Origin of the sequence: Hydrogenophaga flava NBRC 102514, from assembly GCF_001571145.1 — a bacterium.
Taxonomy (GTDB): Bacteria; Pseudomonadota; Gammaproteobacteria; order Burkholderiales; family Burkholderiaceae_C; genus Hydrogenophaga; species Hydrogenophaga flava.
Genome location: NZ_BCTF01000008.1, coordinates 88,813 through 112,078, shown reverse-complemented (window position 1 = coordinate 112,078; position 23,266 = coordinate 88,813). Strand labels below are relative to the sequence as shown.

The following is a 23,266-nucleotide window of genomic DNA, read 5'->3' as shown; positions in this document are numbered from 1 at the left end:
GCCCTTGTGTTTGGTGCCCAAGAGAGGACTCGAACCTCCACGCCTCTCAGCGCTAGTACCTGAAACTAGTGCGTCTACCAATTCCGCCTCCTGGGCATCTCAGGAAGCACGCATTATAGCCTGCGGCTCAGCGCGTTTTGGCTGTACTGTTTGCGGTCCAGATAAAAAAGAAAAGGGCTTGCAAACTCTTCGTTTGCAAGCCCTTATGATTGGTGCCCAAGAGAGGACTCGAACCTCCACGCCTCTCGGCGCTAGTACCTGAAACTAGTGCGTCTACCAATTCCGCCACCTGGGCATCTCAGGAAGACAGCTAGTATAGCAGTAAAAAAACAGAACTCATAATCTTGAACGAAAAAAACAATCTTCTGGCCGAATTCGAAGGTGTCGTCTCCGGTCATCGTGACGGACATGGCTTTGTGATCCGTGATGACGGACAGCCCGACATCTATCTTCCTTCCAACGAAATGAGGGCGGTGCTGCACAAGGACCGGGTGAAGGCCCGCATCGTGCGGCTGGATCGCAAGGGGCGTCCTGAGGGGCGCGTCACCGAGATCATCGAACGCCCAGCTGCGCCCATCATTGGTCGCCTGCTGCAAGAGAGTGGCGTGTGGCTTGTCGCCCCGGAGGACAAGCGCTATGGCCAGGACGTCCTGATTCCCAAGGGGGCCACCGGGTCGGCCAAGACCGGGCAGGTGGTGGTGGTCGAACTGACCGAGCCTCCGGCCCTGTATGGACAGCCTGTCGGCCGTGTCAAGGAGGTGCTTGGCGAGATCGATGACCCCGGGATGGAGATCGAGATCGCGGTGCGCAAGTACGGTGTGCCTCACGAGTTCTCGGACTCGGCACTTGCAGAGGCCCGGGCACTGCCCGACAAGGTCCGGTCGGCAGACCTGAAGCATCGGGTCGATCTGCGCGATGTGGCCCTTGTGACCATCGACGGCGAAGATGCGCGGGACTTTGACGATGCGGTGTACTGCGAGCCAGCCAAGGTGGGGCGGGGCAGGGGTTGGCGTCTGCTGGTGGCCATTGCCGATGTGAGTAACTATGTGAAGACCGGCGCGCCGATCGACGTTGACGCGTACGACCGGGCCACCTCGGTCTATTTCCCTCGTCGGGTGATCCCGATGCTGCCGGAGAAGCTTTCCAACGGACTGTGTTCTCTGAACCCTGATGTGGACCGCCTGTGCATGGTCTGTGACATGCTGGTCAATGCCAAGGGCGAGGTGCATGCCTACCAGTTCTATCCGGCAGTGATGCACAGCCATGCGCGCTTCACCTACACCGAAGTGGCTGCGATCCTGCAGAACACGCGGGGCCCCGAGGCGCAGAACCGCAAGGCACTGGTTCCGCACCTGCTGAATCTGCATGACGTGTACCGGGCGCTGGTCGCGGCCCGCAACAAGCGGGGGGCGGTCGACTTCGAGACGGTGGAAACGCAGATCGTGTGCGATGAGTCCGGCCGCATCGAGAGGATCGTGCCGCGCACCCGCAACGACGCCCACAAGCTGATCGAAGAATCCATGCTGGCGGCCAATGTGTGTTCCGCCGACTTCATTGGTCAGAGCAAGCACGCAGGCCTGTTCCGTGTGCATGAAGGACCGACGCCCGAGAAGCAGGAGACCTTGCGCAACTACCTCAAGGCCATGGGTGTTTCGCAGTCCATCAGCGACAACCCCCACCCGTCCGAGTTCCAGCAGATCGCCGAGGCGACCAAGGATCGGCCGGAGGCCCAGCAGATCCACAGCATGCTGCTGCGCTCCATGTCGCAGGCGATCTATACGCCGATGAATCAGGGGCATTTCGGTCTCGCGTTCGATGCCTATACCCACTTCACCAGTCCGATCCGGCGCTACCCCGATCTGCTGGTCCACCGGGTCATCAAGGCCATCCTGACCAAGCAGAAATATCAGTTGCCCGCCTTGCCAACGCCTGGGGAAGCACACGCCAAGCTGAGCAAGCGCCTGGCCAGCCGAGCCCGCCCACCTGTGGCTGGCGAGCCAGTGAAGAAGCCCTCGGCCGATCTGCTGGCCTGGCAAGCCGCCGGCTTGCACTGCAGTGCCAACGAGCGACGTGCCGATGAAGCCAGTCGTGATGTGGAGGCGTGGCTCAAGTGCAAGTACATGCGCGAGCATCTGGGTGAGGAGTTCAGTGGCGTCGTGACCTCGGTCACCAGCTTCGGACTGTTCGTGACGCTCGATGCGATGTATGTGGAAGGGCTGGTGCACATCACCGAACTGGGCGGAGAGTACTTCCGCTTCGACGAGGCACGGCAGGAGCTCCGGGGCGAGCGCACCGGCATCCGGTACGCCCTGGGGTCCAGAGTGCAGGTTCAGGTGAGCCGGGTCGACCTGGACGGGCGCCGCATCGACTTCCGGCTTGTGTCGGGCAACGACGATGCCGTGCTGCGGGCCATGCGCGACAAGACTGGCGGAGAGGGCGCGTCGGATCAAGGCGGGGGAAGGCGTCTGCGCGAGCGTGACGAACGGGCGCAGGGCAAGGAGGCGTCTCGTGGATCCTCCGGGTCCAGCAAGGGGGCAACTTCCAAGGGCGTTGGCCGCAAGGAGACCAGAGGTGCCGCACGTGGCGGTTCGGGCAAGACGCGGAAGGGGCGTCGCTGATGGTCGCCGCTCTTTTTTTCGTTTTGGAGACGGTTTTTTTTCTGCTCATCGCAGCGGCGCTCCTGCGGGCCTGGATGAATCATCTTCGGATCAACATGTCGGCTCAGCCCGGACGGTTCGCCATGGCGCTCACTCATTGGCTGGTGGGGCCGGTGCGCAAAATTCTGCCGCGCTCTATGGCCCAGAGTCCGATCGACTGGGGCAGCCTGCTGGCCGCGGTGCTGCTGGCTATTGCCTATGGCGGTTTGCGTCTGATGCTCGGTGCGGCACTGGCGCCTTCATCCGTCGGTGTGGCCGGGCCTTTGGTTGCCATTCCGGGTTTGGCGTTTTATTTGCTAGTCCGGGTGCTGCTTCAGGGGCTCATCTTCCTGTTGCTGATGTACGCGGTGCTTTCTTGGGTACAGCCAGGGGCGCCGGTGATGGGTACGCTGGACCGGCTTTGCTCACCGCTGCTGCGCCCCATCCGGAGGGTGGTGCCGCAGATCGGTGGGGTGGACTTGTCCGTCCTGGTGCTCATCGTCCTGTTGCAGATCGGTCTGATCCTGCTGGGGTGATGCGCCAGTTCAGCGCGCTCCTCGGATGCTCTTGGCCAGGCGGCTGGCCGTGAGCGTCTGGTCGTTGTCCGCCACCCAATGGTCTGCCATCCTGCCATGACCGGACACGGCCTCAAAGACCGCCTCATACGGAGGCGCTGATCGGCTGGTGGAGTTCGCCAGTGAGGCTCCCATCCAGCCGGCCAGGACGTCACCTGTGCCCGCGGTGGACAGCGCAGGATTGCCGCTGGCGTTGATTCGTGGTGTTTCGCCGGGCGCATGAATCACCGTTCCCGATCCTTTGAGCACAGCGATCACATTCAGCTGTTCGCTGAGCATGCGAGCAGCGCCGAGGCGGTCCTTCATGACCGACGCTGTGGTGGTCGCCAGCAGGCGCGCTGCTTCAAGCGGGTGGGGGGTGACCGCAGTGACCCAGTTCCGCCCATGGCGCTCGGCCACCAGTCGGCGCAGCGTTTCATCTCCGGCAATGGCGTTCAGTGCGTCTGCATCCAGGACCAGGGACGGGCAAGAGGACAGGATGCGGGGGAGGTGTCCGGCAATCGCCTGGCCGCCACCACAGCCACACACCACGGTGGCCTGTTGCAGCAGTGCCTCATCGGCGAGCAGGGTGTCTGTTCGTCTGAACATGAGCTCGGGACATTGCGGATCCCAGGAGGTGGGCTGCGCCTCATGGGTAAGAAGCCCGACATAGACCCGGCCTGCGCCAGCGTGAAGTGCCGCCCGTGCGGCGAGGATGGCTGCTCCGGTCATGCCCGCTCCGGAGGGTGCGACACCCTGACCGCCGACCACGACCACGTCTCCATTGCTTCCCTTGTGCGCTGCATGCGCGCGGCTCGGACGCGCCATGGTTGCGCCGTGAAGAATCGCGGTCGGTGTCGGGTCGTCGATGGCGGTTGCTCTCAGGGTGTCCAGCCAGACTGTTCCCGTCTGATCGCGACCTGCGGCGGTGAACAGGCCAGGCTTGAGGGTCAGCAGAGACAGCGTGTGCCGGGGGGCATTCGGCACCGCCGCAGCGGGCCCCAGGTACTCTCCAGTGTCGGCCAGGAGACCGCTGGGCACATCGACACTCAGCACCGTGGCGCTGGATCGGTGCATGTGGCTCAGGTAGCTCGCCATTTCTCCAGAGGGACGGCGAACTGTTCCGATGCCCAGCAGGGCATCAATGGCAAGGTCAAAGTCATGCGGCGGCGAAGGTGCCAGCGACATGCCGCTTTCCAGTGCCTGGCTCAGGGCGTGAGCGGCATCCGGTGGCAGTCGACCTGGGTCGCCGGTGAGCGTGGCGACCACTTCCGGTCGGCCATGGCGGCCTTTGGCGTGAAGAAACAGTTGGCGGGCTGCCACCAGACCATCCCCTCCATTGTTGCCCGGACCGCAGGCGATCCAGATTCGACGGGCGTGGGGGGTCAGGGCCATGGCAAGGTCAGCCACACTTCTTCCTGCACGGGCCATCAGTTCATGTGCCGGCAGGGACGCCGTCATCGTGCGTTCCAGCAAATGCGTGGCTGCGCTGTCGTGCAGGGGCTCGTTGCAGAAGATCCCGATGCGCCGCACTTGAGTCATGGTTGTTCGTTGATGAAGCGGGGCGTCTGCATGGCGTGTTTCCGGGCTCCTTGGCGGTGCGTTGGGCCCATGGTGGGGCGGCACGGCAAGTCCGTCAAGCAACCGCGGGCAGGCTTCTTTGCGCCAGGAATGGTGTGATGTCGATTTCGGGTGGTCGGCCAGACAACTGGTCCGCAAGTACCTTGGCGCAGCCGCACGCCAACAGCCAGCCGTGCATGCCGTGTCCCGCGTTGATCCAGATGTCCGGTACGCTGGTGGGTCCGAGCAACGGCAGGGCGTCGGGCGTAGTTGTCACTGTGCCACTCCACTCCTGCACGGCACCCGAGACGCCCGTCCTAAGTGCCCCTGGAAACCAGTTGCTGAGAGAGTCGTACAGCGGTTTGAACGCGGCTTCGGCCCTTGGCAGTCGCGAAGCCTGGAGGGCTGGTCCAACTGCACGAACCCACTGTCCCGTGCGGGCGATCGTGATGCCCTGCTGGAGGTCGTGGACTGTCGCCGAGGGCGCATCCAGGGGCTCACGGATGAGTCCTGACACCGCATGCGCAACCCGGGTTTCCAACGAAAGGGCCAGTCCGTATGGTTTCAAGAGCCCGAGCGTCGCTTGACCCGTGCACAGCACAACGCCATCGAACAGCTCGCTGTGAGCCTCTTGTTGGCTGCACAGCACACGGACGCCACGCTGGCCAGGCGTTTGCTGAACGCCCAGAACCTCGGTGGCGAACCGAAAGCGGCAGCCTGCCTGCTGGGCATGGGACTTGAGTTGCAAAACGAACTGGCGGCAGTTCGCAGACCACGTTTCGGGAACGACGAGCGAACCTGCGAGCGTGGTGTCGGGGTTCAGTGCCGCCTCAAGGTGTCTGGCCTGTTCCGCATCGGTCAGATGCGACTTGCTGCCGAAGTCCGCGAGGAGGTTTTGCAATCGGGCCGCCACCGGGTGTCCTGAAGGATCCTTCCACACGGTCATCAGGCCCTGCTGTTCTCCGAAGGACGGCATCAACCGTTCTGACAGCTGCGAGAGTCGTTCCAGCGAGTGGCAGGCCATGGCCAGAAGGGCCGGGCCTGGATTGTGGGCAATCGGCGACCGTTTGCCTAACAGCTTCGACCACCAAGAGTGTTGGCGCTCGTTTGCCTGTTCCCACGCCAGGGCGGCGCACGCGGCCGTCCATTCTGGCGCGAGCAAGCCGCCCGGGGAGAAGCTGGCTTCTTCTGCCGCCGTCTGGCGCCGTTCAAAAACGGTGACCGAGTGCCCGTCCTGGGCCAGTTCGAAGGCCGTGGTGACTCCGACCACGCCTGCACCCAGCACGGCCAGCTTCAATCGCAGCTCCCGCAGAAGTGGCGGAAGGAGGGCGGGCAGGAGCGATCAACACGGTGCATGAATATTCAGGGGCGAGGAGTCGGGTAAGGCGGTAGGGTCGACGGTCGACATGCGCCAGAAGTGGTGCTGCTATAATCGACAGGCTTTGCTGCTGGTGTTCCATTTCTGGAGCGCTGGTGCCAAGCAAATCCCAAGCCAGCCCAACCAGGTGTTGCTTCGCTGTTTCAAGGCCTTGTGTGGTCGGAGACGAAGCAATCGGGGCTGGATTTTAGACCCAACCTCTGGAATACATCATGTCGATCTCCATGCGCGAAATGCTGGAAGCCGGTGTCCACTTCGGCCACCAAACCCGCTTCTGGAACCCCAAGATGGCCCCGTTCATCTTCGGCCGTCGCAACAAGATTCACATCGTCAACCTCGAAAAGACGTTGCCGATGTTCGAAGAAGCTGCCAAGTTCGTGAAGCAGCTCTCCGCCAATCGCGGCACCATCCTGATGGTGGGCACCAAGCGCACTTCGCGCGACATCGTCGCTCAGGAAGCCCGTCGCGCTGGCGTGCCCTTTGTTGACCAGCGCTGGCTGGGCGGCATGCTGACCAACTTCAAGACGGTCAAGACTTCGATCAAGCGTCTGAAGGACATGCAGGCCCAGAAAGAGGCGGGCCTGGACAGCATGAGTAAGAAAGAGCAGCTCATGTTCGCTCGCGAAATGGAAAAGCTGGAAAAGGACATCGGCGGCATCCAGGATATGACCGCGTTGCCTGATGCCATCTTCATCATCGACGTGGGCTTCCACAAGATCGCTGTTTCCGAAGCGCAGAAGCTGGGCATCCCGCTGGTCGGTGTGGTGGACACCAACCACTCGCCCGTCGGCATCGACTACGTGATCCCCGGCAACGATGACTCGGCCCGTGCTGTGGCTCTGTATGCCCGCGGCATCGCCGACGCCATCCTCGAAGGTCGTGCCAACGCAGTGAACGAGGTGGTCAAGGCCGTCTCTGCCGAGGGCGGTGACGAGTTCGTGGAAGTCAAGGAAGACGCTGCTGCCTGAGTCTCGCAGCCTGTGCGAACGAGGGGCTCCAGTAGCCCCTTTTTCATAAGCAAAACCGATCAATGAACAGTGTGGGTCCGCTCGGCGGGCCCGTACAACGGAGAACTGAAATGGCAATTACCGCAAGCATGGTCGCAGAACTGCGTGCCAAGACCGATGCACCCATGATGGAGTGCAAGAAGGCTTTGACCGAAGCCGATGGCGACATGGCCAAGGCTGAGGAGCTGCTGCGCGTCAAGTTGGGTACCAAGGCTGGCAAGGCCGCCAGCCGCGTGACCGCCGAAGGCGTGGTCGCCGCTGCCATCAATGGCAACACCGGCGCTCTGATTGAAGTCAACTGTGAAACAGACTTCGTGACCAAGAACGACAGTTTCCTGGCCTTGGCCAGCGCTGCCGCCAAGCTGGTGGCTGAGCACAACCCCGCCGACATCGATGCGCTGGGGGCGCTGGCCTACGAGCAGGATGGCTTCGGACCCACACTGGAGGAGGTGCGCAAGGGTCTGATTGGCAAGATCGGCGAAAACATGTCTTTCCGCCGTTTCAAGCGCTGGGCCAACGGTGGTCAGCTGGCTTCCTACCTGCACGGCACCCGCATCGGTGTGGTGGTTGAGTTTGAAGGTGACGCCACCGCTGCCAAGGATGTCGCCATGCACGTGGCCGCCATGAAGCCGGTTTCGCTGACCTCAGCCGATGTGCCGGCCGATCTGATCGAACGCGAGCGCTCTGTGGCTGCTGCGAAGGCGGCCGAATCCGGCAAGCCCGCCGACATCGCCGCCAAGATGGTAGAGGGCTCGGTTCAGAAGTACCTCAAGGAAGTCTCGCTCTTCGACCAGGTTTTCGTGAAGGCAGCCGACGGCAAGCAGACTGTTGGTGCGTACCTGAAGACCGCAAACACCGCTGTCAAGGGCTTTACCCTGTATGTGGTGGGTGAAGGCATCGAGAAGAAGGTTGATGATTTCGCTGCGGAGGTCGCCGCCCAAGTTGCAGCGGCCAAAGGTGCCTGAACCCGTCGCAGTACCCTGCCGATCATGACAACGGGCCGCAAGGCCCGTTGTCATATCTGGTAGCCGAATTTTCCGGTCTCCGGTGGCGCTGAGCCTCGAATCGCCCACGGCTCCTCGCTACACTTGCCGGTTGCACACACAACAAGAACCGACACACAGGAATTCCCCATGCCGTCCTACCAGCGCATTCTTCTGAAACTCTCCGGTGAAGCCCTGATGGGCGACGATGCGTTTGGCATCAACCGTGCAACCATTGTCCGCATGGTCGAGGAGATTGCCGAAGTGACCCGTCTGGGTGTGCAGGTGGCCATCGTGATCGGGGGGGGGAACATCTTCCGCGGTGTGGCTGGTGGATCTGTCGGAATGGATCGGGCCACGGCCGATTACATGGGCATGCTTGCCACGGTGATGAACTCGCTGGCGCTGGCGGACACCATGGACAAGGCTGGGTTGGTGGCTCGTGTGATGTCGGCGATCGCCATCGAGCAGGTGGTGGAGCCGTACGTTCGGCCCAAGGCGCTGCAGTACCTCGAAGAAGGCAAGGTGGTGGTCTTTGCCGCAGGCACTGGAAACCCGTTTTTCACGACCGATACCGCCGCGGCCTTGCGCGGTGCCGAGATCGGTGCGGAAATCGTGCTCAAGGCCACCAAGGTTGATGGTGTGTACACCGCCGATCCCAACAAGGACCCCAAGGCCACCCGCTATGCGTCGTTGACGTTTGACGAGGCCATGGCAAAAAACCTTCAGGTGATGGATGCGACGGCCTTTGCCCTCTGTCGAGACCAGAAGCTGCCAGTCAAGGTGTTTTCAATTTTCAAGCCCGGGGCACTGCGCAATGTGGTGCTGGGCGGGGACGAAGGAACACTCGTCCACGTCTGACCGACGCTTGGTACAGAGAACCTGTCTTCCATAGGAGCATTCATGAGCATCGCCGAGATCCGTCAGAACGCCGAACACAAAATGAACCAGTCGCTGGAGGCGCTGAAAGGCAGCCTTTCCAAGGTGCGCACTGGTCGTCCCAACCCGCAGATCCTGGATACCGTGCATGTCGACTACTACGGCTCCATGGTGCCGTTGTCGCAGGTGGCCAACCTGACCCTGCTGGATGCCCGAACCATCGGGGTGGCTCCCTGGGAGAAGGGTATGGGCGCCAAGATCGAGAAGGCCATCCGTGAGTCGGATCTGGGCTTGAATCCGGCCAGTCAGGGCGACCTGATCCGCGTGCCGATGCCACCTATGACGGAAGAGCGCCGCAAGGAACTGACCAAAGTTGTCAAAGGCGAGGGCGAGGCTGCGAAAGTGGCTGTCCGCAACCTGCGCCGTGATGCCAACGAGCATGTCAAGAAATTGCTGAAGGACAAACTGGTGTCGGAAGACGACGAGCGCCGTGCCCAGGATGACATCCAGAAGCTGACCGACCGGATGATTGGGGAGATTGACCGGATCGTCGCATCCAAGGAGCAGGACATCCTGGCAGTCTGATTCGTCCCCGCTTTCGTTCTCTTTCCCACACCAGGTTCGCTTGCCGATGTCTTCAATTCCCCTGACCGGCGCGCCGAATGCCATAGGCGTGCCGCGGCATGTGGCCATCGTCATGGATGGCAACGGCCGCTGGGCAAAGAAGCGCCTTTTGCCCAGAGTGGCGGGGCACAAGCAAGGGGTGGATGCGCTGCGCCGGACAGTCAGGGCTTGCCTTGAGCGCCAGGTCCAAGTGCTGACGGTGTTCGCTTTCTCGTCCGAGAACTGGAACCGTCCCCCTGAAGAGGTTTCTGGACTGATGGATCTCTTGGTGCTGGCTCTCTCACGTGAAGTGCCCAAGCTCGACAAGAATGGAGTGAGGCTCCATTTCCCTGGTGACTCCTCTGGACTGTCTCCGCGCCTTCTGCAAGGCCTTCGCAAGGCAGAGCAAACGACTGCCCACAACGAGCGCATGGTGCTCAATGTGTGCTTCAACTATGGCGGCCGCTGGGACATCGTGAACGCAGCGAAGCAGCTGTTGGCCCAAGGCAGGGACATCACGGAAGCGGGGTTGTGTCAAACAACCGCGCTGGCCCACGTGGGCGATCCAGACCTGCTGATCCGCACCGGTGGTGAGATGCGCATCAGCAACTTCCTGCTCTGGCAGTGCGCGTATTCCGAGTTGTTTTTTACACCCTGTCTGTGGCCGGATTTCGATGCCGCCGAACTGGATCGGGCCTTCCAGGACTATGCAGGGCGAGAGCGCCGTTTCGGATTGACCTCCGAGCAGGTGAGTCCGTCCAGCCCGATGGCAGCGGCCAGCGGCTCGCATGCTTAAGCAACGCATCATCACCGCTCTGGCGCTCCTGGCTGTGGTGTTGCCGGCCATGTTCCATGCTTCGGTTGTTCCGTTTGCCGCCTTGGCGGTGGTGATGGTCTCCGCTGCTGGCTGGGAATGGGCTCGCATGAATGGCGTGCCAGGGCCTGCGGCGTTGCTGGTCGGCGCAGGGCTGGGTGGACTGTTGCTTCTCTTCTGGTCGTGGGGAGGGCTCGACCGCTCTTGGCCTGCCATCTGGTGGGTGGCTGTCGGACTGTGGCTCTTGCTGTCGGTCTGGATGCTGAGGCGCGGGGTGGTCGGTTGGCAGCAGTGGCCGATGACTTTGCGGTTGACGGGTGGTCTTGTGGTTCTCGCGTGTGCATGGCTGGCGCTCGTGCAGGCCCGGCAAACGGGGCTGGTGTTCCTGCTTTCGGTCTTGACTCTTGTGTGGGCAGCGGACATCGCCGCCTATGCCGGCGGAAGGACGTTCGGTCGCCGCAAACTCGCGCCGACCCTGAGTCCTGGCAAGAGCTGGGAAGGGGTGTTCAGCGGGCTTCTCGGAGTATTCCTGCTGGCGCTGTTCTGGCTTTGGTTTGATCAACGCTATCCGTCGGATGCGCCCAGTCTTTTCAGTCGTTTGTGGCAGGCGGGGCCGGGCTGGGTCGTCCCGGCACTCCTTCTTCTGACCGCGGCCAGTGTGGTGGGCGACCTTCTGGAGTCATTGGTCAAGCGCGGTGCGGGCATGAAGGATTCGAGCCAGTTGCTGCCCGGGCATGGTGGGGTGCTTGACCGGGTGGATGCCTTGTTGCCCGTGTTGCCTGTAGCCATGCTGTTTGCCCATCTGCTGGAGAGATGATTGTGTCTGCGCAGAACATCACCATCCTCGGGTCGACCGGATCAATCGGTACCAACACCCTGGACGTCATCGCCCGCCACCCTGAGAGGTTCCGGGTGTTTGCCCTCACGGCAGCGACGCAGGTCGAGTCCATGCTCGAGCAATGCAAGGTGCATCGTCCCGAGTACGCCGTGATGGCCAGCCCGGAGCATGCCCGGGTGCTGGCGGACCGGGTGAAAGCCGAAGGTCTGAAGGTTCAGGTGTTGTCGGGCCCCCGTGCCCTTTGCGAGGTCAGTGCCGACCCGCAGGTTCATGCCGTGATGGCGGCCATCGTTGGAGCTGCCGGCCTCGAACCAAGTGTCGCTGCGGCAAGGGCTGGCAAGAAGCTTCTGCTGGCCAACAAGGAATCGCTGGTCGTGGGTGGCGAATGGTTCATGGAGGCGGTGGCGCAGGGGGGCGGCCGGTTGCTGCCAATCGACAGCGAGCATTCGGCGGTTTTTCAGTCCTTGCCCGAAGACCCTTCTACATGGCCCGGGCGTGTGGAGAAGATCTTGCTGACTGCATCGGGCGGCCCTTTCAGACAGCGCGATCCGTCCACCATGCATTCGGTGACGCCGGAAGAAGCCTGTGCCCATCCGAACTGGGTGATGGGACGCAAGATTTCGGTCGATTCCGCCACCATGATGAACAAGGCGCTGGAGGTCATCGAGGCAAGGTATCTGTTCGGTGTGAAACCGTCTCAGATCGAGGTGGTGATTCATCCTCAGAGCGTGGTGCATTCGATGGTTCAGTTCCATGACCGTTCGGTGGTGGCACAGCTGGGGGCACCCGATATGCGGGTTCCAATCGCCTACGGTCTGTCGTGGCCTGAGCGCATGGAGTCTGGTGCAAAGGCGCTGGATTTTTCAGCATTGACTGCCCTGACCTTCGAAAAGCCCGACGACCTGAGGTTCCCCGGCCTGCGCCTGGCTTGGGAGGCTCTTGACGGGCCTCCTGGAACCACCGCGGTACTTAACGCTGCGAACGAGGTGGCGGTGGCCGCCTTCCTGGAAAGGCGGCTGCGCTTCGACCACATTCACGTGGTCAATCGTGCAACTTTGGAGGCGCTGTCGCCCTCCAATGCCAATGGTCTGGAAGCTTTGCTGGCGCTGGACGAGCAAGCGCGAGCGATGGCCTCGGCCTGCGTGGATCGCTGCTGCGGCTGAGCCTGTGCTGCTTGGCCATGCTGGCCCGGGCTGTGGTGTGCTGCCGATTTGATACTTCGAGGGACCTATGACCACATTGATTGCCTTTGTCGTGGCCCTGGGCCTGCTGATCGCCGTACACGAGTACGGCCACTACCGGGTGGCTGTGGCCTGCGGAGTCAAGGTACTTCGCTTCGCTGTGGGGTTCGGAAAGCCGCTGCTGCGCTGGCAACGGCCTGGCAGTCCTACCGAGTTTGTGTTGTGTGCCCTGCCGTTGGGCGGGTATGTGCGGATGTTGGACGAGCGCGAGGCACCGGTGGATCCGGCGGAACGTCATCTTGCGTTCAACACACAGCCGCTGCGGTCGCGCGCGGCCATCGTCGCGGCCGGACCGGCAGCGAATCTGCTGCTCGCCGTGGTGTTGTATGCAGTGGTTAACTGGAGCGGTGTGGAGGAGCCCAAGCCGGTGCTTGCTTCACCCGTGGCTGGTTCATTGGCGGAAAGGGCTGGACTCGTTGGCGGGGAGTGGGTGCAAAGCGCTTACGTGAACGGTGACGAAGCGTCGCCCGTGAGGTCGTTCGAGGACCTCCGTTGGCGCCTGACGCAGGCGGCGTTGTCTAATCAGGACATGCAGCTGCTGGTGTCCCGTGAGGAGGGTGGCGCTGCGCGCGAGCTGACGCTGCCGCTCAGCCAGATCGACGTCAAGGAGGCCGACGCCACGCTGTTCAGGCGCATTGGCATCCTGTCCCCATGGACCGATCCGGTGATGGGGGACATCATGCCTGGCGGTGCTGCGGAGGCTGCCGGGTTGAGGGCGGGGGACCGTGTGTTGCGCGTCGATGGCAAGGCGGTGTCCGATGGCGGTGCGCTGCGACAGAGAATCCGCAACAGCGTCAATGCTGAGGGGCAGACAGTACGCCAGATGTGGGACGTGTCCCGTGACGGCGGCGTGCTAAGCCTGACCGTGGAACCCAAGCCAGAGAAATCGGGTGAGGCCTGGATCGGTCGCATCGGCGCGTACGTCGGCTCTGCGCCAGCGATGACGACGGTGCGCCACGGCGTTCTGGAGGGGCTGTGGCTGGGCGTTCAGCGCACCTGGGAGGTGTCCTGGTTGACGCTGAAGATGATGGGCAGGATGCTGATCGGAGAGGCCTCCCTCAAGAACATCAGCGGCCCGCTGACCATCGCGGACTACGCAGGCAAATCGGCCAGCATGGGGCTCACGTCCTACATAGTGTTTTTGGCCCTGATCAGCGTCAGCCTGGGGGTCCTGAATCTGCTTCCGCTGCCGGTCCTCGATGGGGGGCACCTGATGTATTATCTTTGGGAGGGTGTGACCGGCCGCGGAGTGTCCGATGTCTGGTTGGAACGTCTGCAGCGAGGAGGAGTGGCTGTGTTGCTGGCCCTCATGTGCGTTGCCCTCTTCAACGATATCACCCGTCTCGTGGGCTGAACGATCTCTCTCTCATGAAACCATTTGCCTCCAGCCTGCGTGGGCTCAAACTGTCCGCCATCGCCACTTCCTTGTTGATGGCCTTGCCCGCTTGGGCGGTGGACCCATTCACTGTCAAGGACATCCGGGTCGAGGGGCTGCAGCGCGTCGAGCCGGGCACCGTGTTTGCCTCCTTGCCGTTCCGTATCGGCGACCAGTACACCGATGACAAAGGGTCTTCCGCCATCCGTGCTCTTTTTGGTCTGGGTCTTTTCTCCGATGTCCGGCTGCAGATCAACGGGGATGTTCTCGTTGTGATCGTGGAGGAGCGCCCGTCGGTGGCCGATGTGAGCTTCACTGGCATCAAGGAGTTTGATGCGGAGGTGCTCAAGAAGGCTCTGCGCGAGGTGGGGCTCGCCGAAGGCAGGCCGTTTGACAAGGCGCTGGCCGACCGCGCCGAGCAGGAACTCAAGCGTCAATACATCAACCGCAGCATGTACGCTGCCCAAGTGGTGACCACCGTGACCCCGGGCGAGCGCAACCGGGTCAACCTCAACTTCAATGTGGTGGAAGGTGAGGTAGCGAAGATCAAGGACATCCGTATCGTCGGCAACCAGGCGTTCTCCGAGTCGACCTTGCGTGACCTGTTCGATCTGGACACGGGTGGCTGGATGAGCTGGTACACCAAGGCCGATCGCTACTCCCGGGCCAAGCTCAATGCCGATTTGGAAGCCCTGCGCTCTTACTACCTCGCGCGTGGCTACCTTGAGTTCAAGGTCGAGTCCACCCAGGTGGCCATCTCTCCTGACAAGCAGGACATGTCGGTCACTATCAACATCAGCGAAGGGAATCGCTTCGTTGTGTCTTCTGTCGCGCTCGAGGGCGAGTACCTTGGCAAGGAGCAGGAGTTCAAGTCACTCGTGAGCATTCGCGCCGGTGAGGCCTACAACGCTGAGGATGTGGCGCGTACCGTCAAGGCATTCACGGACTACTTCGGGGCATTCGGGTACGCGTTTGCACAGGTGGAAGCGGCTCCTCTGATTGATCGTGTCAACAACCGGGTGGCGTTCGCGCTGAGGGCTCAGCCGTCGCGCCGGGTATACGTCCGCCGGATCAATGTCGAAGGCAACAACCGGACCCGTGACGAAATCATCCGCCGCGAGTTCCGGCAGTTCGAGTCGGCCTGGTATGACAGTGATCGCATCCGGCTCTCGCGCGACCGCATCGACCGGCTGGGTTTCTTCACCGAAGTGGGTATCGAGACCGAGCCGGTGCCTGGCACCAACGACCAGGTGGACATCACGGTTACCGTGGCCGAGAAGCCCACGGGCAACCTGTCCATCGGTGCGGGCTATTCGCAGGCCGACAAGCTGTCGCTGATTGCCAGTATCAAACAGGAAAACGTCTTTGGTACTGGCAACTACCTCGGGCTGGATCTCAACACCAGTTCTTACAACCGCCAGTTCGTTCTTAGCACCACAAATCCGTACTTCACCCAGGATGGTGTTTCCCGGACTTTCGATCTGTACTACAAGACCACGCGCCCCTATGACGCGCAGGGTGGGGACTACGAGATCGCCACACCAGGTGTGGGCGTGCGGTTTGGCGTGCCTTTCACCGAAACCGACACTGTGTTCTTCGGAGCCGGCGCTGAGCGGGTCAAGGTGAAGGAGGGGGACCAACTGCCCGAGGCCTATCGAGGCCAGAGCGGGACCTATCTGCCAGCCACCATCGGCTGGGCCCGCGACAACAGGGACAGCGCGCTTGTGCCAACGGAGGGGCGACTGCAGCGGCTCAATTCCGAATTCGGTTTGGGTGGCGACCGGCGGTATGCCAAGCTGACCTACCAATTCCAGCAATATCTGCCCATTACGCGCCAGTACACCTTTGCTTTCAACACCGAACTCGGTGTCGGCAAGGGGCTTGGTGGCAAGCCGTTCCCGGTGCTGCGCAACTTTTACGGTGGTGGCCTTGGCTCGGTTCGCGGCTTTGAGCAGGGAACGCTCGGCCCGACTTCCGCGGTCATCGGATCGACGACGGGCGAAACCGTCAACATCGGCGGTGCTCGCAATATCGTCTTCAATGCAGAGTTCATTGCTCCTTTCCCTGGAGCTGGCAACGACCGCACATTGCGCTGGTTTGCCTTCGTGGACGCTGGCAACGTCTATGGTGAGTCGGAAAGTGTCGACTTCAGCAAGATGCGCTCTTCGGTGGGCGTTGGTCTGAGCTGGATCTCTCCGGTCGGCCCCTTGCGTTTCGCGCTCGCCAATCCGGTGCGCAAGTTCTCCGGCGATAGAATCCAAAAATTCCAGTTTCAGATCGGAACATCCTTTTGATGAAGACCTTGCAGCGCGGCTTTGCCCGTCACCTGGCCGTTTTTCTCGCAGCCACCTGCGTGACCTTCACGGTTGCAGCCCAGGATTTTCGGGTGGGTTTCGTCAACACCGAGCGCATTCTGCGTGAGGCCAACATGGCGAAGGCGTCGCAGACCAAGCTGGAGCAGGAATTCTCCCGACGCGAGAAGGATCTGCAGGGGCTGGCTGCACAGCTCAAGGCTGCGTCCGAAAAACTTGAGCGCGACGCGCCCACTCTCCCGGAAGCACAGCGGGTGACCCGCCAGCGACAACTGGTGGATCAGGACCGTGACTTCCAGCGCAAGCAGCGGGAGTTTCAGGAGGACGTCACCATGCGCAAGAACGAAGAAGTTCAGCAGTTGCTTGAAAAAGCCAACCGGGTGATCAAGCAGGTGGCTGAAACCGAAAAGTACGACCTCATCCTTCAGGAGGCGGTCTACATCAACCCCAAGCACGACATCACCGACAAGGTGCTCAGTGGCTTGAACAACACCAAGTAAGGCCTGTCATGTCCCGGTCGCTCGGCGACATCGTCGGCGCCCTGGGTGGAGAGCTCGTCGGGAACGCCAGCCTGCAAATTGCCCGGCTGGCGCCGCTCGCAACAGCCCGGGCGGACGAGCTTTCATTCGTTGCGCAAGCGCGCTACGCGGTCCAGATCCAGACAACAGAGGCGGGCGCCTTGATCGTTCCTGCCAGCCTGAAAGATGCAGCCAGTTCGCGAGGGACCTGCATCGTCTGTGAAGATCCGTACCTGTACTTTGCGCGCCTGACCCAATGGTGGAAAGCGCAGCACGAGCCTGCAGAGGAGCCCCGGGTCGACCCAGGTGCGCGCATCCACCCATCTGCAGTCATCGGAGACCGCGTGTCGATCGGTCCATTCGCCGTCGTAGGCCCCGGTGCGAGGATTGGCGACGGTGCGCGGATCGGGCCGCATTGCATCGTGGGCAGAGATGCGGCGATTGGAGAGGGAACTCTGCTCTACGCCCAGGTGAGCGTCGGCGACCGTTGCGTGGTGGGTCAACGCTGCATTCTTCACCCTGGTGTGGTCATTGGTGCCGACGGCTTTGGGTTCGCACCCCATCAAGGGGAGTGGGTCAAGATTGAGCAGCTGGGGGCCGTCCGTATCGGGGATGAGGTTGAAATCGGCGCCAACACCTGTATCGACCGGGGCGCGCTGGACGACACGGTCATCGGCAATGGCGTCAAGCTCGACAACCTGATACAGATCGGTCACAACGTGCGCATCGGCGATCACACGGCGATGGCGGGTTGCGTCGGCGTGGCGGGTACGGCCACGATTGGCGCACATTGTTCGGTCGGCGGTGGCGCCATCGTGCTGGGCCATCTGACGCTTGCAGACCGGGTGAACATCTCGGCCGCGACGGTGGTGACCCGGTCGATCCATCAGCCGGGGCTGTACACCGGCATGTTTCCCATCGACGACAATGCGGCCTGGGAAAAGAACGCTGCCTCGCTCAAGCAGTTGGGCCGCCTGCGCGAACGCGTCCGTGCCCTCGAGCAACGCACCGACAACGATCACACCAAATAGCTGAGCATCATGACAATGGACATCCACGAGATCCGCAAGCAACTGCCTCACCGTTACCCGTTCCTGCTGGTGGACCGTGTGCTGGAAATTGAAAAAGGCAAGCGCATCAAGGCGCTGAAGAATGTCACCATCAACGAGCCGTTCTTCGGTGGTCACTTTCCGAACCGTCCGGTTATGCCCGGTGTGCTCATGCTGGAGGCCATGGCCCAGGCGGCCGCGCTGCTGGCGTTCGACACTGCTGGCGTGACGATGGACGACAACACCGTCTATTACTTTGCTGGCATCGACGGCGCCCGCTTCAAGCGTCCCGTCGAACCCGGTGACCAGTTGGTGATGGACATCGAGCTGGACCGCGTGCGCGCGGGCATCTACAAGTTCAAGGGCGTGACCCGCGTGGGCGACGACGTGGTCTGCGAGGCCGAGTTGATGTGCACCATGCGCACGGTGTCCTGAGTGCTGGGGGGCTGCTGACGTGACGCAGATTCATCCCACTGCGCTGGTGGACCCTTCTGCGGAGCTCGACCACTCGGTTTCGGTCGGTCCGTACACCATCATCGGGCCCCATGTGAAGATCGGCGCTGGAACGTCGATTGGCGCGCACTGCGTGATCGAGGGTCGCACCACCATCGGGGCGCACAACCGCATCTTCCAGTTCAACTCGATTGGTGCGGTGCCGCAGGACAAGAAGTACGCGGGTGAGCCCACCGAGCTGATCATCGGCAACCACAACACGATCCGCGAGTTCTGTACGTTCAACCTGGGCGTGCCCGGCGCGGGGGGGCGGACTACGGTGGGTGATCACAACTGGATCATGGCCTACACCCACATTGCGCACGACTGCCATTTGGCCAACCACACCACGTTGGCGAACAACACCACCCTGGCAGGACACGTGTTGCTGGCCGACTGGGTGACGGTGGGCGGGCTTACCGGTATTCACCAGTTCGTCTCGGTGGGTGCTCACGCGATGATCGGTTTCGCCAGCGCGGTCTCGCAGGATGTGCCCCCGTACATGCTGGTGGACGGCAACCCGCTGGCGGTGCGTGGGCTGAACACTGTTGGACTCAAACGGCGCGACTTTTCCGCAGCGCGGATCTCGGCGATCAAGCAGATGCACAGGCTGCTCTACCGGCAGGGCCTCACGCTCGATGCTGCACGTGCCGGCATTGATGCGCTGGCAACCGAGATGCCCGAAGCGGCGGAGGATGTGGCCTTGATGAGCCGCTTCCTGTCTGCGGCAACGCGCGGCATTGCGCGCTGATTTCTCATCACCTGTCATGAATGCGTCCCGCCGTGTCGCGCTGGTCGCCGGCGAAACGTCGGGCGATTTGCTCGCAGGTCTGCTTCTGCAAGGGCTCAAGGGCCGCTGGCCTGATCTGTCGGCTGTCGGCATCGGTGGCGCGGCCATGGCAAAGCACGGCTTTGAGGCCTGGTGGCCCAGTGACAAGCTGGCCGTGCGAGGCTACGTCGAGGTGCTGCGCCACTACCGCGAGATTGCGGGCATTCGCACACAACTCCGGCAGCGCCTGTTGCAGGAGCGGCCCGATGCCTTCATCGGCGTCGATGCACCCGATTTCAACCTCGATCTCGAGAGCAGCCTCCGTTCGGAGGGCGTGAAGACGGTGCATTTCATCTGCCCGTCGATCTGGGCCTGGCGTCCGGAGCGTGTGGAAAAGATCCGTCGCAGCGCCGACCACGTATTGTGCATCTTCCCGTTCGAGCCAGAACTGCTCGCTCGCCACGGAATTGCCGCCACCTACGTGGGCCACCCGATTGCCGGGGTGATTCCTTTGGTCCCGGATCGTCTGGCTGCAAGACGTTCGTTGGGCATCGAAGGCGAGGGGCCGGTCGTGGCCATTCTTCCTGGCAGCCGGCGCTCGGAGGTGCAGTACCTGGCCCGCCGATTCTTCGATGCGGCGGTGCTGATGCGGTCGCGCCGTCCGGGGCTGCGCTTCGTGGTGCCTGCGGTCCCCGCATTGCGTGAAGTCATCGAGGCCCACGCACGGGACGCAGGTCTTCAGGATGTGCTGATCGTCCAAGGGCGTTCACATGAGGTGCTGGCTGCGTGCGACGTGACGCTGATCGCTTCGGGCACGGCCACGCTGGAGGCGGCGCTGTTCAAGCGGCCCATGGTGATCGCCTACAACATGCACTGGCTGTCGTGGATCATCATGCGCCGCAAGCAGCTCCAACCCTGGGTGGGGCTGCCCAACATCCTGAGCAGCGAGTTCGTGGTTCCCGAACTGCTGCAGGACGCTGCAACGCCGGCGGCGCTGGCCGATGCCACGCTCGCCTGGCTGGATTCTCCCCAGCGTGTGGCGGCTCTGGAGGAGCGCTTCACCCAACTGCACCACCTGTTGCAGCGTGACACGGCACGCCTGGCCACCGATGCGATCGAAAAAGTTCTTGCGGGCTGAGCAGGCCAGCCTCGCCTGGGACGTTCCCGGGCTGGTTGCGGGTGTGGACGAGGCGGGTCGTGGCCCTCTGGCCGGGCCGGTGGTGGCGGCCGCGGTGATCCTGGACGACCACAAGCCGATCAAAGGGCTGGCCGACTCCAAGAAGCTGACCGCGCTGCGCCGCGAAAAGCTGTTCGACGAGATCAGGGCCAAAGCGCTGTGTTGCAGCGTGGCGCTCGCGACCGTGGAGGAGATCGACCGGCTCAACATCCTGCAGGCCACGATGCTGGCCATGCAGCGCGCGGTCAAGGGCTTGCGGCTGAAGCCGGCGAAGGTGCTGGTGGACGGCAACCGCTTGCCGGTGCTGGATGTGGTGGCCGAGGCGATCGTGTCTGGCGACGCGCTGGTGCAAGCCATTTCCGCGGCCTCCATCCTGGCCAAGGTCACGCGCGACCGCATGCTCGACGAGCTTCACGCGCAGCACCCGCTCTACGGGTTTGACCGCCACAAGGGCTACGGTACGGCGCAGCACCTGGCGGCGCTGCGCGAATACGGTCCGCTGCCGGAACACCGGCGCTCGTTTGCACCGGTGGCCCAGGCGATGCAGGAGCATGGCGCATGAACGAACCCATTCTGATCACCTCGCGGGACAATCCCTTGCTCAAGCGCCTGCGTCTGCTGTCCCAGGACAGCACGGCCTATCGCAAACAGGGGCAGGTCTGGCTGGAGGGTGATCACCTGTGCCGGGCCATGCTGGCCCGGGGGCAGCGTCCGACCACCGCGGTGTTCACGGAGCGCGGCTGGTCTGATGCTGCCGACGCCTTGCGGGAAGCCTGCGAGCACCGGGTCTTGGTTTCAGAGTCGTTGATGGCGGGTGTAAGCGGACTGGAGTCCCCGGCCGGCATGGGCTTCCTATGGGATCTTCCGACACGCCCGGCACCAGACCCGTCGGCTTCGACGGTGGTGCTGGACCGCCTGCAGGACGCCGGCAACGTCGGCTCCATCCTGCGCAGCGCCGCTGCGATGGGGTTTGGCCAGGTGCTGGCGCTCAAGGGCACCGCCGGCCTGTGGTCGCCCAAGGTTTTGCGGGCGGGCATGGGGGCGCATTTCGCACTCCGTCTGGTCGAGGGGCTGGAACTCGACGAGCTCGGGGCGCTTGCCGTGCCCATGTTGGTCACCAGCTCCCACCGGGGGGAGTTCCTGCACCGCGCCGAGCTGCCCTGGCCTTGTGCCTGGGTCATGGGGCATGAGGGGCAGGGCGTGCGCCCCGAACTGGAGGCCATGGCCAGCCGCTCGGTTCGCATCACCCAGCCCGGGGGCGAGGAATCGCTGAACGTGGCCGCTGCGGCAGCGATCTGCCTGCACGCGAGCGCGGCGGCCAGGACCCTGCCGCTATAATTCCGGGGTTTACCCGCAATCGACGCATCTCGCTGCGTCCGCCCCGGCTTCCTGCCCAGGTTCCCCGTCCCAAGCCCGCTATCGCGATCCCCTGCGACGATGCGGGAGCGGGCGCGAATCTCCCCGGTTGTGCCCCATGGCGGGCGCGGGTGCGTCCGAAAAACCTCTGGAGAAAACCGTGCTTCCCGTCCATCCGAAAGCCCTTCTTGCGCTCGCCGACGGCACGGTCTTTACGGGGGTTTCCATCGGGGCCACCGGTCAGACGACCGGCGAGGTGGTGTTCAACACCTCGATCACCGGCTACCAGGAAATCCTCACCGATCCGAGCTACTGCCAGCAAATCGTCACCCTCACATACCCCCACATCGGCAACACCGGCGTGAACCGTGAGGACGTGGAAGCCGACCGCATCCACGCCGCTGGCCTGATCATCAAAGACCTGCCCCTTCTGGCGTCCAACTTCCGTTCTGAAGAGACGCTGTCCCAGTACCTGCAGCGCGAAGGCACTGTGGCCATCGCCGAGCTGGATACCCGCGCGCTGACCCGCCGGCTGCGCACCCACGGTGCCCAGAACGGCTGCATCCTGGCCCTGCCGGCTGGTGAGGCGATCACCGACGGGCACCGTGCGCAGGCAATTGCCGCCGCCCAGGCCGCGCCGAACATGGCGGGGCAGGATCTCGCCAAGGTCGTCTCTGCCACCGAGTCGTACCCCTGGACACAGTCCGAGTGGAAGCTCGGCAGCGGTTACGGCGAGCAGACCGCACCGAAGTTCCACGTGGTCGCCTATGACTTCGGGGTGAAGAAGAACATCCTGCGCATGCTGGCTGAGCGCGGCTGCAAGGTCACGGTGGTGCCGGCGCAGACGCCGGCCGCCGAGGTGCTCAAGCACCAGCCCGACGGCATCTTCCTGTCCAATGGCCCCGGCGACCCGGAGCCGTGCGACTACGCCATCGCCGCCGCCAAGGAACTGATCGAGACCGGTACGCCGACCTTCGGCATCTGCCTGGGTCACCAGATCATGGCGCTGGCCTCGGGTGCGAAAACCTTCAAGATGAAGTTCGGCCACCACGGCGCCAACCACCCGGTCAAAGACCTGGACAGTGGTCGCGTCTCCATCACCAGCCAGAACCACGGCTTCGCGGTGGATGAGAAGAGCCTGCCGGCCAATCTGCGCGCCACGCACGTGAGCCTGTTCGACGGCACGCTGCAGGGCCTGGCCCGCACCGACAAGCCTGCGTTCTGCTTCCAGGGTCACCCGGAAGCCTCGCCTGGTCCCCACGACATCGGCTACCTGTTCGACCGCTTTATCGGCCTGATGCAGGCCAAGGCCTGAGCACGCACCACAAGGAACCACCCATGAAGCTCTTCAGTTTCCCGGTTTTCGCGATCGAGAAGGCCATCGCCAAGCGCATGCTGGGTCTGGAGTCGCCGCACAAGGAGTGGTTCGCCCAGCGCTGGGCGCAGAAGCCCTACCGCAAGGCCTTCATCGAGAACAAGGCATCGCCGCTGGTCACGCTGATCGCCAAGGGCAAGACCTGGGACGACGAGACCTTCAACACCGAAATGGCTGCATGGGACGCCTTGTTCTATCCCGCAGAGGTCGAGGTGCTGCGCCCGATCATCGAAGGCGACGGCCTGCTGCAGCTGATGCAGAAGAACGTGCCTGCCGAACGCGTGCAGGCCTTGCTGAACAAACTGGAAACCCAGCGCCAGGCCTGAGCCCGACCTGCCGCCTAGACACAC

The 23,266-nt window shown here is 62.9% G+C and carries 22 protein-coding genes and 2 tRNA genes; 20 read left to right on the top strand and 4 right to left on the bottom strand.

Annotated features, from left to right (window positions below; all coding sequences use genetic code 11):
* Positions 1–11: 11 nt before the first annotated feature.
* Positions 12–96, bottom strand: a tRNA-Leu gene (locus HFL01S_RS09075).
* 114 nt (positions 97–210) lie between these two features.
* Positions 211–295, bottom strand: a tRNA-Leu gene (locus HFL01S_RS09070).
* Between the two features lie 49 nt (positions 296–344).
* On the opposite strand from HFL01S_RS09070, the gene rnr reads away from it, so the two are divergent.
* The gene (rnr, locus tag HFL01S_RS09065; protein ID WP_066257587.1) at positions 345–2,618 is read left to right on the top strand and encodes a ribonuclease R; all 2,274 of its coding nucleotides are present in this window, start codon (positions 345–347) and stop codon (positions 2,616–2,618) included.
* Entirely contained in the window at positions 2,618–3,172 is a 555-nt protein-coding gene (locus HFL01S_RS09060) for a YggT family protein (protein ID WP_245644766.1), read from the top strand. The genes rnr and HFL01S_RS09060 overlap by 1 nt, the downstream gene beginning before the upstream one ends.
* Before the next feature lie 9 nt (positions 3,173–3,181).
* Here the strand turns inward: HFL01S_RS09060 and HFL01S_RS09055 are convergent, their stop codons facing one another.
* Both HFL01S_RS09055 and HFL01S_RS09050 read right to left on the bottom strand, forming a co-directional pair.
* Positions 3,182–4,732 carry a bifunctional ADP-dependent NAD(P)H-hydrate dehydratase/NAD(P)H-hydrate epimerase gene (locus HFL01S_RS09055; protein ID WP_066257582.1) on the bottom strand — a complete coding sequence of 517 codons (1,551 nt, stop codon included), beginning with the start codon at positions 4,730–4,732 and terminating at the stop codon, positions 3,182–3,184.
* Between the two features lie 94 nt (positions 4,733–4,826).
* Positions 4,827–6,047, bottom strand: coding sequence for an NAD(P)/FAD-dependent oxidoreductase (locus HFL01S_RS09050; protein WP_169802323.1), 1,221 nt, complete (start codon positions 6,045–6,047; stop codon positions 4,827–4,829).
* Between the two features lie 293 nt (positions 6,048–6,340).
* Here HFL01S_RS09050 and rpsB point away from each other — a divergent pair, with 293 nt between their 5' ends.
* From rpsB to HFL01S_RS08960, 18 genes are all read left to right on the top strand, one after another.
* Positions 6,341–7,096 carry a 30S ribosomal protein S2 gene (gene rpsB / locus HFL01S_RS09045; RefSeq protein ID WP_066257578.1) on the top strand — a complete coding sequence of 252 codons (756 nt, stop codon included), beginning with the start codon at positions 6,341–6,343 and terminating at the stop codon, positions 7,094–7,096.
* A gap of 110 nt (positions 7,097–7,206) precedes the next feature.
* A complete protein-coding gene (tsf, locus tag HFL01S_RS09040; RefSeq protein ID WP_066257577.1) occupies positions 7,207–8,100 on the top strand; it encodes a translation elongation factor Ts in 894 nt (297 codons plus the stop codon).
* A 168-nt stretch (positions 8,101–8,268) separates the two neighbouring features.
* A complete protein-coding gene (gene pyrH / locus HFL01S_RS09035) occupies positions 8,269–8,979 on the top strand; it encodes a UMP kinase (RefSeq protein ID WP_066257576.1) in 711 nt (236 codons plus the stop codon).
* Positions 8,980–9,021: 42 nt separating this feature from the next.
* The gene (gene frr / locus HFL01S_RS09030; RefSeq protein ID WP_066257574.1) at positions 9,022–9,582 is read left to right on the top strand and encodes a ribosome recycling factor; all 561 of its coding nucleotides are present in this window, start codon (positions 9,022–9,024) and stop codon (positions 9,580–9,582) included.
* 46 nt (positions 9,583–9,628) lie between these two features.
* Complete coding sequence (uppS, locus tag HFL01S_RS09025) at positions 9,629–10,396, top strand: polyprenyl diphosphate synthase (RefSeq protein WP_066257572.1); 768 nt, start codon at positions 9,629–9,631, stop codon at positions 10,394–10,396.
* Complete coding sequence (locus tag HFL01S_RS09020) at positions 10,389–11,231, top strand: phosphatidate cytidylyltransferase (RefSeq protein ID WP_066257570.1); 843 nt, start codon at positions 10,389–10,391, stop codon at positions 11,229–11,231. Before uppS ends, HFL01S_RS09020 begins: the two co-directional genes overlap by 8 nt.
* Positions 11,228–12,415 carry a 1-deoxy-D-xylulose-5-phosphate reductoisomerase gene (gene ispC / locus HFL01S_RS09015; RefSeq protein WP_066257568.1) on the top strand — a complete coding sequence of 396 codons (1,188 nt, stop codon included), beginning with the start codon at positions 11,228–11,230 and terminating at the stop codon, positions 12,413–12,415. Before HFL01S_RS09020 ends, ispC begins: the two co-directional genes overlap by 4 nt.
* Positions 12,416–12,482: 67 nt before the next feature.
* A complete protein-coding gene (rseP, locus tag HFL01S_RS09010) occupies positions 12,483–13,847 on the top strand; it encodes an RIP metalloprotease RseP (RefSeq protein ID WP_066257566.1) in 1,365 nt (454 codons plus the stop codon).
* A 14-nt stretch (positions 13,848–13,861) separates the two neighbouring features.
* A complete protein-coding gene (gene bamA / locus HFL01S_RS09005) occupies positions 13,862–16,162 on the top strand; it encodes an outer membrane protein assembly factor BamA (protein WP_066257564.1) in 2,301 nt (766 codons plus the stop codon).
* A complete protein-coding gene (locus HFL01S_RS09000) occupies positions 16,162–16,680 on the top strand; it encodes an OmpH/Skp family outer membrane protein (protein ID WP_066257562.1) in 519 nt (172 codons plus the stop codon). Before bamA ends, HFL01S_RS09000 begins: the two co-directional genes overlap by 1 nt.
* 8 nt (positions 16,681–16,688) lie before the next feature.
* Positions 16,689–17,729: a UDP-3-O-(3-hydroxymyristoyl)glucosamine N-acyltransferase gene (gene lpxD, locus HFL01S_RS08995; RefSeq protein WP_066257560.1), complete on the top strand. Its 1,041-nt coding sequence runs from the start codon at positions 16,689–16,691 to the stop codon at positions 17,727–17,729.
* A 15-nt stretch (positions 17,730–17,744) separates the two neighbouring features.
* Positions 17,745–18,182, top strand: a complete 438-nt coding sequence (gene fabZ / locus HFL01S_RS08990; RefSeq protein WP_066257558.1) for a 3-hydroxyacyl-ACP dehydratase FabZ — start codon at positions 17,745–17,747, stop codon at positions 18,180–18,182.
* A gap of 19 nt (positions 18,183–18,201) precedes the next feature.
* Positions 18,202–18,990 carry an acyl-ACP--UDP-N-acetylglucosamine O-acyltransferase gene (gene lpxA, locus HFL01S_RS08985; protein ID WP_066257556.1) on the top strand — a complete coding sequence of 263 codons (789 nt, stop codon included), beginning with the start codon at positions 18,202–18,204 and terminating at the stop codon, positions 18,988–18,990.
* Positions 18,991–19,006: 16 nt separating this feature from the next.
* Positions 19,007–20,146 (top strand): lipid-A-disaccharide synthase, encoded by a 1,140-nt coding sequence (lpxB, locus tag HFL01S_RS08980; protein WP_174525235.1) that lies wholly within the window; start codon positions 19,007–19,009, stop codon positions 20,144–20,146.
* Entirely contained in the window at positions 20,118–20,747 is a 630-nt protein-coding gene (gene rnhB / locus HFL01S_RS08975) for a ribonuclease HII (protein ID WP_066257554.1), read from the top strand. Before lpxB ends, rnhB begins: the two co-directional genes overlap by 29 nt.
* Complete coding sequence (locus tag HFL01S_RS08970; RefSeq protein ID WP_066257551.1) at positions 20,744–21,523, top strand: TrmH family RNA methyltransferase; 780 nt, start codon at positions 20,744–20,746, stop codon at positions 21,521–21,523. Before rnhB ends, HFL01S_RS08970 begins: the two co-directional genes overlap by 4 nt.
* 178 nt (positions 21,524–21,701) lie before the next feature.
* A complete protein-coding gene (carA, locus tag HFL01S_RS08965; protein ID WP_245644765.1) occupies positions 21,702–22,856 on the top strand; it encodes a glutamine-hydrolyzing carbamoyl-phosphate synthase small subunit in 1,155 nt (384 codons plus the stop codon).
* Positions 22,857–22,879: 23 nt separating this feature from the next.
* On the top strand, positions 22,880–23,242 hold the full coding sequence (locus HFL01S_RS08960; RefSeq protein WP_066257547.1) for a hypothetical protein: 363 nt from the start codon (positions 22,880–22,882) through the stop codon (positions 23,240–23,242).
* The last annotated feature ends 24 nt before the right edge of the window (positions 23,243–23,266 follow it).